The organism is Pseudomonas sp. P129, from assembly GCF_020312195.1.
Classification (GTDB): Bacteria; Pseudomonadota; Gammaproteobacteria; order Pseudomonadales; family Pseudomonadaceae; genus Aquipseudomonas; species Aquipseudomonas fragariae.
Genome location: NZ_JAGPYS010000001.1, coordinates 971,779 through 983,791, shown reverse-complemented (window position 1 = coordinate 983,791; position 12,013 = coordinate 971,779). Strand labels below are relative to the sequence as shown.

The window sequence follows — 12,013 nt, the reverse complement described above, 5'->3', positions numbered from 1 at the left end:
AAAATTACCGTCCTTAGTTAACGCGCACGAATCTCCGCGCGCATGCATCTGCATGCGCGTCGTTCTTTTGGGTTTAGGGTTGTCTACTGCTTAGAACTGCCAGTTAAGACTCAGGCCGACACCGTGACTTTTCTCACGATTGGCCAGCTGGCCGCTGTAATCAAGGCTGATCCTTGCCTCCTTGCTCAACGCCAGACTGGCGTGAGCACCGACCAGCGCGGCGTCACGCACCAGCGGCGAGCTTTCGATGCCGAAGCTGTTGCCGCTGGAAGCGAATGCCAGGTGCTGTTCGGAATCGGTGTTGCTCAGGTTGTGCTGCCAGCCGAGGCTACCGGACAGGTCGACCTTCTGCCGGTCGCTGATCGCGATGGTCTTCAGGGCACGCAGGCCCAGAGTGCTGAGTACCGCATCACGGTTATCACTACCGGCAGACAGCGCAGCAGCGTCGCCCTTCTCGGTGAAGCCATCGGTGTTCAGGTGGACATAGGCCAGATTGGCGAACGGCTCAAGCGTGGCGGGTTGCAGGTGAATGCGATACGCCGCCTCGGTGAACACTTGGGTGCTCTGCGCATCGTGTTTGGTTTTCTCCTTGCCCGCTGCACCGCCGACCTTCACGTCGCGTTGCGCATCGATGCGATGCCAGCTGTGTGCGGCGCCGAGGGTCAGGCGCAGTGCACCGATTTCATGGCCCAGGTACGCACCCAAATGGTAGCTGTCCACCGACGCCCGCGAATGCGTGCCGGAGCCCATGTTCAACGAGCTGTCGCTGTAGCCTGCGACGACGCCCAGACGCGTGTCATCGGCAAGGTTGCCATCGACACCGGCCAGCAGCCCGCCAATCGAGGAGGTGTAACCCGCGGTGTCGTCGCGCGAGTCGGTCTTGCCCCAGGCACCCAGCGCCTTGAGCCAGACGTTGTCTTGTGCGGCAGTGTTGCCATCGGTGCCGAACACGCTGGCACCCAGGCGCTCACCCACGGCATCGCGGACCTGACGGCTGTCGTTGATCAGCACGCTGGCGATGGCCGGGTAAATTTCGCCGGACAATTGCTGGAAGCTGTCGCGTGCAGAGGCAGCGCTCTGGGTAAGCAGCAGGTTTTCGTACACCGCGTTACCGGCGCCGAGTTGTTCGGCGGCAGTCGCCACCGCAGCCTGGTTGGGGGTTTGCGCCACGCTGTTGAAAGCGGCGGTTTGCTCGACGTTCAGTGCGACCGCGTTGGCTGCGTAGTCGAGTCGACCACCGAGGAAGGCGTAGTTGGAGGACACGCTGCCAAACTGACCGTTGATGCCATTGGCGGCTTGCAGCACGTTGTACTGGCGACCGACCACGCTTTGGACGGGTGCAGCACTCAAGGCCACTGGCGTCGCATTCTCCAGCGCCAGTGTCATGTTCGCGCCTGACACAGTGGCGCTGCCGGTGGCGACGATGCGGTCACTGGCGGTTGGTGAAAGCTCCACGGCGTAGGTTGAACCCGGCTCGAGGGTTACATCGCCATTGACCTGCAATGTACCGATGGAATTACCCGGCGCGACAATACCGCCGTTGCGTGCTGTCAGCCCGCCGATCTGGCCGTTGCCGCCCAGCGTACCGCCCGCGTTGACCTGCACGGCTGACACCAGCGACCCATTGACCGACAGCACGCCGCCGTTGACCAAGGTGTCACCGCGATAGGTGTTGGCACCGTCGAGAATCAGGCGGCCTGCGCCGGATTTGATCAGGCTGCCCTGATACTGGCGCTGTGCAGCAGCGGCGGCGCGAGCGGTGCCGGTGGCGTAATCGGTTTGATCCTGTTGGCTGGCGGTGCTGGCAACACCGTTCTGCCAGCCTTTGCTGATCAGCGTCTGCTGCCAGGTGGCCTGCTCGGCGCTGTCCTCGGCCTGACGCTGGAGCAGCGCCTGATCGGAAATATTATTGCTCCACACATCAGTCAACCCTGCACCCAGATTGGCATCGAAGGTGCCGAGCAATTGGCCCGGACCACGCATCGCCCGCTCCAGGTTCGCCACACCCCAGCCGACGCTGTTGGTCGGTGCCTGAGTAATCGAACCGTCGAGCTGGGTGGCGGTGGTCAGCAGCACTTGCAGCGCCTGCTCGTTGGTCATGTACGGGAAGCGCTCCATCACCAGCGCCAGTGCGCCGGTGGCATGCGGCGCGGACATCGAGGTGCCGGATTTGACGCCATAGCCGCCGCCCGGCACGGTGCTGTTGACCAGCCGACCGGGCATGGTGATGCACCAGTATTTGGACAGGCCGCACTGGTTGTAGCGTTGACCGTTGCTGCTGTCGAGGCCCGACACGGCCAGCCAGTGGCCTTCAAGATCCGGCTCGAAAAAAGGCAGCGAAGCGCGCACGCTGGCGTTGGCGTAACCGGTGTTGCCTGCGCTGAAGACGTTGATCACGCCCTTGCGCGAGACATTCGCCGCTTCGTCCAGCCAGGTGCCGCGGTTGTAGTGCTGAGCGTAGGCAGCGCGCACGCCCGCTTCGGTGGCGTAGGTCACGTCGGCCGGCTGGCTGCCCCAGCTGTTGTTGACGGCGCGCACGCCCGCATCCGCCAGGGCGCCGTACACCGCCTTGAAATACTGCGGGTCAGGGTTGGGGCCGAACAGGAAGCTGTCATTCTGGTTGGTGTTGCCGACGTATACCTGGGCGTTGTAGGCCACGCCGTGCATGCCGACGCCATCACGCGCCGCGCCCATGGTGCCGGTGACGTGCGTGCCGTGGGTGTCGTTGTTCGGGTTGATGGCGCCAGTGATGCTGAACGGTGAGCCGTCAACGTAGGTGCCGGTGGCGGTGACTGCGTGGTAGCGGGACGGCGTGGCTTCCGGGTGGGACGGGTCGAAACCCGAGTCCAGCGCACCGATCTTGACGCCTGCCCCGGTGATGCCGGCGGCGTAGGCCTGATCAGCCTGGATACGGCCCAGACCCCAGTCGCTCTGGAATTCTGCCGACCGCCAGCTGGCCGCGTCACCCGGCTTGCCCTGCTCGACATAGTCAGCATAAGCCGAGCAGCCAAACGTAAAAGACAGCGCACACAGCGCGCCTGTTGCTACAGGCTTGAACGAATGACGGACAACACCCACGCACTTCGACTTTTGCATCCCTGCACACCTGATACTGGTTGGCTCTTGATTGAGCGATTCCAGAACATAGTCCGCAGTTTAAAACTTGGCAACAGTTTTATTTCAATTCTGATACAAAGGTTAAGACATAAGGAAAACGCATCGCAGAACATATATATCGTTGATAGGCGCTTGAATCTATTGAGATTATTTTGGATTTTATTGTGCCGTTGAATTGTTGTGTAGTGGCCATTTAATTGCACACGACTTGTTTTTCTTGTGCTTTACCCACTGTTTCCGGTGACAGTTACCAACGGCGTTACTTGTCTGAAAGCACCAAAACTTGTCAGGCCATAATAAATATTCATTCTGAGATTCACGGAAAAAGATGACGCAGAGCGTCATGAATGGCATGCCCACGCGGAGCGATGGGCACGATAGAGGTGGGCTGGGGCTTGCGTGAACACCATCAAGCCCCCGCAGCACGGCACCAGGACGCGAAGCGATGGGCACAATAAGTGGCGGTCGATATCGTTCCCACGCTCCGCGTGGTAATGCCGTTCAGGACGCTCCGCGTCCTATCCAGGGAGTGGCCTGCCTAGCGGCTGAACCGTTCCGCCAGACTGTGCAGGTACTGCGCCATTTCTTCCAGTTCGCTGCTGATCTGCGAGCCTTGCTGCGCCTGGCTGGCGCTCTCGTCGCAGAGTTGCGCGATGCGGGTGATTTGCTGGCTGATGGTTTCCGCGACGTGGCTCTGTTCTTCAGACGCCGACGCCATCTGCTGGCTCATGCCGGTGATGCGGGTCACCGACTGGCTGATGCCATCCAGCGCCTTCTGCACGGCTTCAACGCTGGCGACACTCTCCTGAGAGATCTGCTCGCCCTTGCTGGCGGTCTTTACCGCCCGGTCGGCGCCATCGCGCAGCGAGGTGATGATTTGCTGGATCTGCTCGGTCGACGACTGCGTGCGAGACGCCAGCGAGCGTACCTCGTCGGCCACCACCGCAAAACCACGTCCCTGTTCACCGGCACGCGCCGCTTCGATGGCTGCGTTGAGCGCCAGCAAATTGGTTTGCTGAGCGATCGAGGTGATCACATCGACCACACTGCCGATCGATTGAGTCGCATCAGCCAGTTCCCCCACGGCGTTGCCAATGTCGGTAACCGAGGTGGCCATGTGCCGAATCGCCAACAGGCTTTCATCGGCCAGGCCACGCCCCTGTTGTGCCAGCTTGTCGGCCTCTTCGGCAGCATGGGCAGTGTTCTGCACGTTGTGGGTGACTTCCTGAATGGTCGCCGCCATCTGGTTGATGGCGGTGGCTGACTGATCGGCTTCGCTGCGCTGCTGATCCAGCGACTCGGCCTGACGCAGGGACAATTGTGCTGACCGACCGGCATGCTGGCGCACGCTTTCGCCAGTATCCGCCAGACGCGTCAGGGCTGTTTGCAGGCGCGCCTCTTCGCTGAGCATGGCCAGGTCGAGCTGCGCCTGCGGGCCGCGACTGTCGCTGTAGGTCAGCGCAATCAGTGCACTGGTGAAGGCCTTGGGGTGTTCCTCAAGGGTTTTGCGGATGCTGCTGCGCTGACGTACTTCAAGAAAAACGCCCAACACGACCATCACAATCGGGATCATGATGATCGACGGCAAATCGTCGAGCAGATAAACACCCACAGCCAGCGCAAGCGCGCAGAGAATCATCGGTAACTGACGAATCAGGTGATAGGCAGCCGAGCTGCTGGCGGACACCGCCGCCTTGCCAGCCCGCAACCGCGCATAGAGTGCTTCGGCACGCCGTACCTGATCGCGGGTCGGCAGCGAGCGCACCGACTCGTACCCGACGATCCGGCCGTTTTCGTACACCGCCGTTACATAAGCGCTGACCCAGTAGTAATCGCCCTGCTTGGAGCGATTCTTGACCACGCCCATCCACGGCTTGCCCTGTTTGATGGTTTCCCACATATGCGCGAACACCGAGGCTGGCATGTCCGGGTGGCGCACCAGGTTATGCGGCTGCCCGACCAGCTCTTCGCGAGTAAAGCCGCTCAGGGTGACGAAAGCGTCGTTGCAGTAAGTGATGTGGCTGTTGAGGTCGGTGGTAGAGATCAGACGTTCAGAGGCCGGAAAAGTCCGCTCAGTCTGCGTGATAGGCATGTTGACGCGCATTAAGAATCGCTCCGTGATAATGCTGATACTCAGGGCAGTTGTTGAAGGTGTAGCACAGCGTTTCAAAGACAGCCGATAGTCATGATGCACTGTTATCGCCCACAGGACTCAGGGTTTAAAAAGCGCTCGGGGGTTACGCCGCTCAATAAACGGCAGGCATGAGGGCCGAGTCAGGTATTTGCGCCACGACGAGGATGCCTGCACCATGCTGCCCTGATCGCGACCCGACCCAAGGCAATCCCATGGCACGCAACACGGCCTCTGCGCTGAAATCACTGATCAAGGCACTGCGCGGCTTATGGAGCCGGGTTGCACGAGGCACACCGAGCCAGCGACAGCCCCCGGAGCCCGCTACGCCTGCAGTGCAGTCGCCTGAGCCACAAGCGCCGGTCAGAACCCGCCGCGCCAAACCCGACAAGAAGCCCCGTCAAGCTGCGCCGCCAACACCCGCGACGGAGCCTGCGGCACCTGCATGTCCGCACTGCCGGAAAACCATGGTGATCAAGGTGGCGCGCACCGGCAAGAACGCCGGGGAATTCTGGGGTTGTGTGGCCTATCCGAAATGCCGGGGGATCCGACCGATCTTTCGCTAAACGCCAGACCGGTCGCCCCTCAAGAGCTGCGCTCAGCTGATGCTGGCCAGCAGCTCCCGCGCCATGCGCTGATGCTCTTCGTCGGACTCGTCAATGATCTGCTGGAGGATTTCACGGGCCGATTCGAGATCGCCGTCCTCGATCAGCACCTGCGCCTGATTGATCTGGCTGAGCGGCGGCTCTTCCAGGTCCAGCAGGTCGAAATCGGCGTCATCGTTCATGAAACTGTCGAGGAAATCGTCACTCAGACCGTCGGCGGCGGATGGCACGATTACCTCAACAGGCTCAACGACCTCAGGCTCGGAGAAATCACTGAGGAACTGTTCGTCCGAGAGTTCGAAGACTTCCGGCAGTTGGGTCAGGTCCGAAGAAAAACCGGGATCGACTTCAACGGGGGCTGGCGCAGCGGCAGGCTTGGCACGCGGCGGTGGGCTGTCGAACGGGTCGACCAGGTCCCAATCGGCGTCCATCGACAGGTCATCCAGGTTCAACTGAAACTCGTCGGCGGGCTGCGGATTCAGCGCCGCAGCGGCGCTTTCATCCAGCTGCGCGGCGGGTTCTGGCTCAGGCTCGGGCTGCAGGTAGCGCGAAGGCTCGGGCTCGGATTTCTCGAACGACAGTGTGCTGGCTGCCACCGCGGCAGCCGGGACGATTGCCGCCAAGGGAGCGACCTCGGCAGCCTTGAGTTGCGGGAAGCGATCGCGGATGTCCTGAATGGTCTGCGGGTCGACGCCATGCTCCAGCGCGGCCTGTTCTTCGCGAACGAAACCGCTGCCGTCGCCCTGTTCAGCGAGCAACTCCAGCAGGCGGATGCGAATGTCATCACGCTCAGGCTGGGTTTCCAGGGCGCTGCGCAGAATACCCATCGCCTCGGTGAAGCGTCCGTAGGCGATGTAAATGCTCACGCCGTCCAGCGCATCCGGGGCAGAGCCAGCGGAACGTTGTGCTGGCGATGGCTTGGCCGGAGGCGGTGTCGACGGGCTCTGTGCCACGGGCTGCGGTGCCACGGCAGGCACTTCGAACACCGGCAGCATGGCGGCCTGAGCGGGCTTGATCAACGGATCATCCGGGCTGATAGCGGACGCTCCGGACTCCATACGCTGCTGACGTCGTTTCGAATAAGCAAACGCCACCAGCAGCAGCACAATCAATACTGCAGCGAGCAATATCGGCAGGCTCAGGAAGGAATCGCTGCCCGACGCAGCAACAGGTTGCGCAGGAGCGGCAGGCGCAGCTACCGGCGTGGCGGGTGCAGGTGTGGTTGTTGCAGGTGCAGGTACAGCTGGCGTAGCGGCGGATTGCGCCGTGGCCAGATCGCTGCGCAAAGCAATGATCTGTTTGTCCTTGCCGCTCATCTGCTCTTGCAGTTCCTGAGTCTGGGCCTTGAGCGCCTCCAGCGACTGAGTCAATTGCTGGTTTTCGATGGCAGCAGCCGACAACTGCTCGGCGGTGCGCTGCAGTTCGGCAGGCTTTGGCGACGGCGCCGCAGCGCTTGCGGCAGGCGCTGCGGCGGTTGGCAGCACTGCGGCGTCCGGCAGCAACAGGTCCTGGCCGACTTTGAGCGCAGAGCCGGCACCTGCGGCGAAGACCTGCGGGTTGAGCGAACGAATGCCGTCCGCCAGCTGGCTGGCCGACACCTTGTTGCCCGGTCCCTGCAAGCGGCTGGCGATACCATTCAGCGTGTCGCCACTGGCCACCGTATAGTGTTTGCCCTGCACGGCCGCCGGTGGCGCGACCGGCATGCGGCTTTCCGAGGCGGAGCTGGCCGAGCGCTGCTGGTTGCGGCTGCGCGTGGCGGCCAGGCCTTGCGCCGAGGTGGCAGGATCGAGCAGCAAGGTGTATTCGTGCAGCAAATCGCCATTCGGCCGCGCCAGCTGAACGAGAAAACTCAGGTAGGGTTCGGTGACCGGCTTGCTGGACACCACCCGGATCACGCCGCGGTCACCACGCAGTACCGGCGTGAAGCGCAGATCATTGAGAAAGAACACGCGTTCCATGCCTGCTTTGGCGAACGCTTCGGGCGAAGCGAGCCGGGCGACCACGTCTTCATTGCTCAGACCGCCGGTTTCCAACAGCTGAATCTCGGCATCCAACGGCTGGTTGAGCGCCGAATGCAAGGTGATTTCACCCAGGCCCAACGCCGACGCCAGCGTGGAGCAGGTCAGCAACGAAACCGCCAACACGCCCTTGCCAAACGCCTCGCGCGCCTTGCGACCTGCACCTTCGACAGCAGCCAGTGAACTCTTCAGCATGCGAACCCTTATGGAAACCACGGCAGGCTTCTCACGTAATCAGATGGACGTCAGTATCCGTTTAACGATTATGGTTGAGAATGCGCAGCTTCGTCTCAGGATCTTTCCAGATTGGCCAGAATCTGCGAATGCACGCGCATGCTGACGCGCAAATCCTCCTCGCTCACGCCCTCGAACAACTCGATACGCAATACATTGGCGATGTTTTCAATTTTTTCGATCAGGGGCAATGCCGTGTCACTGAGCAGGATCTTTTTCGCACGGCGATCTTCGAGCACTGCCTGACGCTGCACCAGGCCCTGTTTTTCAAGACTGTCGAGCAAACGCGCCAGGGTGGGGCCTTCTACGCCAACGCTTTGAGCCAGCTCGCGCTGGGTGGGCGGTTCGGTAAAGCGCGCGAGGTGCAGCAAAACCAGCCAGCGGGCCTGGGACAGGCCAAGATCGGCCAGCCGACGATCCAGCTCGGCACGCCAGCCTCGCGTGAGGTGTCCGAGCTGCATCCCGAAACGATGTTCATCAGTCATTGGCATAAGGAAACTCGTGATTCAAACTAATTATTAGCGAGCTAAGCATGGTCCTTATGTTCAGGCAAGCACGGGACGGTGACGCTCCGTCGCACGCCGTTATACCTCAAACTCCGATTGCAGCGCTGCACGCACGCAATACAAAACACCCTCAGGCACCCGCCCGGCAAACTGCTCGGCAATCGCCGACACCGGCGGCAGTTCGCCTTCGCCGTCGAGAAAGGCGTCCTGCACCTCACCCAGCAGGTCCTCCGGCAAGTCCAGCGCCTGCTCGATGGATAACTGCTGCTTGCCGATGGCTTCGGCCAGCAGGGTGTAGACATTCTTTTCCGAGCACTGCAACTGACCGGCGATCTGCGTCGGGGTCATACCCGCGCGCGCCAGGCTGATCAGTTCGTGACGCACATCGGCGACCACCCGTGGTGCCTCGGCCTTGCCGCTGAGCACTTCGAGAAAGGCTTCGCCATAACGCTCCAGCTTGCGCGCACCGACGCCACTGACCTTGGCCATCTCGGCCATCGATCCGGGTTTGCTGCGCAGCATTTCCAGAAGGGTCGAGTCCGGAAAAATAACGTAGGGCGGCACGCCGTGCTCTTCGGCCAGCTTGCGGCGCAGCGCGCGCAGGGCTTCCCACTGCTCGCGCTCTTCGCCACGCACCAGTTGACTGGCCGGGCTGCCGGAACTGCTTCTCGACGTGGTTTGTGGCTTGAGGTCCTGGCGCAGTTCCAGAGAAACTTCGCCCCGCAGCAAAGGGCGGCACGTCTCGCTGAGGCGCAGGCCGCCATAGCCTTCAAGGTCGATGTCCGCCAGACCGCGCGCAACCAGCTGGCGGAACAGCGAGCGCCACTCGGACTCGGTGCGCGCCTTGCCGACCCCGAACACCGACAGGTGCTGATGACCGAAGCTCTCCACCTTGTCGTTGGACTTGCCGAGCAACACGTCAACCAGATGACCGACGCCATAACGCTGGCCGGTACGGTAGATGGCCGACAGCGCCTGACGCGCAGGTTCGGTGGCATCCCAGGTTTGCACGCCATCGACGCAGTTGTCGCAATGGCCGCACGGGTTGGGCATGTCTTCGTCGAAATAGGCCAGCAGGGTCTGCCGACGGCAACGGGTTTCTTCGCACAGGGCCAGCATGGCATCGAGCTTGTGCTGCTCCAGCCGTTTGTGGCGCTCGTCGCCTTCGGAGTTCTGCAGCATCTGCTTGAGCATCAGCACGTCTTGCAGACCGTAGGCCATCCAGGCATCGGCGGGCAGACCGTCACGCCCTGCCCGGCCGGTTTCCTGATAATAAGCCTCAAGCGATTTGGGCAGGTCCATGTGCGCGACAAAACGCACGTTGGGCTTGTCGATGCCCATGCCGAACGCGATGGTGGCAACCATGATCAGCCCTTCCTCGTTGAGAAAGCGCTTCTGGTTGGCCGCCCGGGTTTCGGACGGCAGACCGGCGTGATAAGGCAGCGCGGGATAGCCGTTGTCACTCAGGAATACGGCGACCTCATCGACCTTCTTGCGCGACAGGCAATAGACGATACCGGCGTCGCTGCGGCGCTCGGAAAGAAACGCCAGCAGTTGCTTGCGCGGCTGTTCCTTGGGCACGATGCGATAGAAGATGTTGGGCCGGTCGAAGCTCGACAGAAAGCGCTCGGCGTTCTGCAGGTGCAGACGCGTGACGATTTCTTCACGGGTGCGCTTGTCGGCGGTGGCGGTCAGCGCGATGCGCGGCACCTCTGGAAACAGCTCGGCGAGTTGCCCCAGTTGCAGGTATTCAGGGCGGAAGTCATGGCCCCATTGCGACACGCAGTGCGCTTCGTCGATGGCAAACAGGGCGATCTTGAGGTTTTGCAGGAATGACAGCATGCGCGGCTGGACCAGGCGCTCCGGGGCGAGGTAGAGCATTTTGACTTCGCCCAGACGAATGCGGTTGGCCAGGTCGCGCTGCTGCTCGGCGCTGAGGGTCGAGTTGAGTGCAGCGGCCGACACGCCCAGCTCATCCAGCGTGGCAACCTGGTCGTCCATCAGCGCGATGAGTGGCGACACGACCACGCACAGCCCGTCACGCAACAGCCCCGGCACCTGAAAACACAGGGACTTGCCGCCACCGGTGGGCATCAGCACCAGCGCATCACCACCGCTGGCTACACGCTCAATAATGGCACCCTGGCGACCACGAAAGCTGTCGTAACCGAAGATGTCTTTAAGTACGCGTTGTGCCTGCTCAAGCATAAAAAACCCCGGAATATCCTGCTGCACTGCAAAACGGGGGAGTATACCCGAGCACTCGGGAGCAATGGATGACTGGGACATGAGCGGTCGAAATTAACTGCAATTGGCCTGCGCGCTGGCGCCACGGACGCTCAGGGCCTAGAATCCAGCATCGTTTATTTTCAAGGTAGCGCTTCCATGTCCTTCGCTGAGCAATTAACCCGCCTGCAAGTCTTCCTCGATGCAGATGAACTGCACGAAGAAGCACTGGACTACGTGGCCGCGCATGGCTACCTGACCGCCCTGTCCATCTGCGCTGAAGAGGTGCCGGAACGCGAGTGGATCGACGCGCTGTTCTCCGAGCCGCCGCAGTACTCCAGCGAAGCGCAACAGACAGAAGTCGAAGCGACGCTGATCGCCCTCAAGGCACACATTGCCCGCCAGCTGGCTTCGGACGAAGAGTTCGAGCTGCCCTGCGATCTGGATCTGGGCGACGACCCGGATGATTCCGATCTGCGCGGCTGGTGCATCGGTTTCATGGAAGGCGTGTTCCTGCGTGAAAACGCCTGGTTCGAAAGTGCCGAGGAAGAAGTCAGCGAAATGCTCCTGCCGATCATGGTCGGTTCGGGCCTGTTCGACGAGCAGCCGGAGTTCGCCGACATCGCCCAGGACGCCAACCTGATGGACGACATGATCGTGCAGATCCCCGAAGCGCTGACCGCCCTGTACCTGCTCTGCCAGGCACCGGACGAAAAGCCGGCGATCCTCAAGCCCCGCCATCACTGAGTCGGCGCCTATGGCGCAAGGTTCACCGCGCACCAGCCGTCATAAGTCGGTGCGCTATCTGCTTGTAGCGATTGGCTGGCTGAGCGTGGTGCTGGGTGTCATCGGCATCTTCCTGCCCGTGCTGCCCACCACGCCTTTTCTGCTGCTGGCCGCTGCCTGTTTCGCGCGCAGCTCTCCGCGCTTCTACGACTGGCTGGTCAACCACCCGCAACTCGGTCCGTGGGTTCGTGATTACCTCGAAGGCAACGGCATCCCGCTCAAGGGCAAGGTGTACGCCATCGGCCTGATGTGGCTCAGCATCAGCCTGTCCTGCTACCTGGTGCCCTCACCCTGGGCACGCGTCTTCATGCTGACCAGCGCAGTGCTGGTGACGCTCTATATTCTCAGGCAGAAGACGCGAGCGCCGGGCGATCGTACAAGGTAGCGCCG

At 61.7% G+C, this 12,013-nt stretch carries 8 protein-coding genes and 1 pseudogene; 3 read left to right on the top strand and 6 right to left on the bottom strand.

Annotation, left to right across the window (positions count from 1 at the left end):
- Positions 1 to 90 precede the first annotated feature (90 nt).
- From KBY02_RS04290 to KBY02_RS26360, 3 genes and pseudogenes are all read right to left on the bottom strand, one after another.
- The gene (locus KBY02_RS04290) at positions 91 to 3,096 is read right to left on the bottom strand and encodes an autotransporter serine protease (RefSeq protein ID WP_225649889.1); all 3,006 of its coding nucleotides are present in this window, start codon (positions 3,094 to 3,096) and stop codon (positions 91 to 93) included.
- A 559-nt stretch (positions 3,097 to 3,655) separates the two neighbouring features.
- The gene (locus KBY02_RS04285) at positions 3,656 to 4,690 is read right to left on the bottom strand and encodes a methyl-accepting chemotaxis protein (protein ID WP_373634054.1); all 1,035 of its coding nucleotides are present in this window, start codon (positions 4,688 to 4,690) and stop codon (positions 3,656 to 3,658) included.
- Positions 4,691 to 4,939: 249 nt separating this feature from the next.
- Positions 4,940 to 5,209, bottom strand: a pseudogene (locus KBY02_RS26360) (PAS domain-containing protein); the annotation flags it as partial.
- Positions 5,210 to 5,463: 254 nt separating this feature from the next.
- Here KBY02_RS26360 and KBY02_RS04280 point away from each other — a divergent pair.
- Entirely contained in the window at positions 5,464 to 5,814 is a 351-nt protein-coding gene (locus KBY02_RS04280; RefSeq protein ID WP_003402554.1) for a topoisomerase DNA-binding C4 zinc finger domain-containing protein, read from the top strand.
- Positions 5,815 to 5,846: 32 nt separating this feature from the next.
- Here the strand turns inward: KBY02_RS04280 and KBY02_RS04275 are convergent, their stop codons facing one another.
- The 3 genes from KBY02_RS04275 to recQ form a co-directional block, all read right to left on the bottom strand.
- Positions 5,847 to 8,066 carry a FimV/HubP family polar landmark protein gene (locus KBY02_RS04275; protein WP_225649887.1) on the bottom strand — a complete coding sequence of 740 codons (2,220 nt, stop codon included), beginning with the start codon at positions 8,064 to 8,066 and terminating at the stop codon, positions 5,847 to 5,849.
- A 95-nt stretch (positions 8,067 to 8,161) separates the two neighbouring features.
- The gene (locus tag KBY02_RS04270; protein ID WP_003363288.1) at positions 8,162 to 8,596 is read right to left on the bottom strand and encodes a MarR family transcriptional regulator; all 435 of its coding nucleotides are present in this window, start codon (positions 8,594 to 8,596) and stop codon (positions 8,162 to 8,164) included.
- Positions 8,597 to 8,689: 93 nt separating this feature from the next.
- Positions 8,690 to 10,819, bottom strand: coding sequence for a DNA helicase RecQ (gene recQ, locus KBY02_RS04265; RefSeq protein WP_003402551.1), 2,130 nt, complete (start codon positions 10,817 to 10,819; stop codon positions 8,690 to 8,692).
- A gap of 177 nt (positions 10,820 to 10,996) precedes the next feature.
- Between recQ and KBY02_RS04260 the strand changes: the two genes are divergently transcribed.
- Both KBY02_RS04260 and KBY02_RS04255 read left to right on the top strand, forming a co-directional pair.
- On the top strand, positions 10,997 to 11,584 hold the full coding sequence (locus KBY02_RS04260) for a YecA family protein (protein ID WP_003314545.1): 588 nt from the start codon (positions 10,997 to 10,999) through the stop codon (positions 11,582 to 11,584).
- 10 nt (positions 11,585 to 11,594) lie between these two features.
- The gene (locus KBY02_RS04255) at positions 11,595 to 12,008 is read left to right on the top strand and encodes a YbaN family protein (protein WP_032653451.1); all 414 of its coding nucleotides are present in this window, start codon (positions 11,595 to 11,597) and stop codon (positions 12,006 to 12,008) included.
- The last annotated feature ends 5 nt before the right edge of the window (positions 12,009 to 12,013 follow it).

Bases quoted from the DNA above. Each gene is read 5' to 3' on its own strand.
- KBY02_RS04290 (WP_225649889.1), bottom strand. From the start codon at position 3,096: ATGCAAAAGTCGAAGTGCGTGGGTGTTGTCCGTCATTCGTTCAAGCCT.
- KBY02_RS04285 (WP_373634054.1), bottom strand. From the start codon at position 4,690: ATGATCCCGATTGTGATGGTCGTGTTGGGCGTTTTTCTTGAAGTACGT.
- KBY02_RS04280 (WP_003402554.1), top strand. From the start codon at position 5,464: ATGGCACGCAACACGGCCTCTGCGCTGAAATCACTGATCAAGGCACTG.
- KBY02_RS04275 (WP_225649887.1), bottom strand. From the start codon at position 8,066: ATGCTGAAGAGTTCACTGGCTGCTGTCGAAGGTGCAGGTCGCAAGGCG.
- KBY02_RS04270 (WP_003363288.1), bottom strand. From the start codon at position 8,596: ATGCCAATGACTGATGAACATCGTTTCGGGATGCAGCTCGGACACCTC.
- recQ (WP_003402551.1), bottom strand. From the start codon at position 10,819: ATGCTTGAGCAGGCACAACGCGTACTTAAAGACATCTTCGGTTACGAC.
- KBY02_RS04260 (WP_003314545.1), top strand. From the start codon at position 10,997: ATGTCCTTCGCTGAGCAATTAACCCGCCTGCAAGTCTTCCTCGATGCA.
- KBY02_RS04255 (WP_032653451.1), top strand. From the start codon at position 11,595: ATGGCGCAAGGTTCACCGCGCACCAGCCGTCATAAGTCGGTGCGCTAT.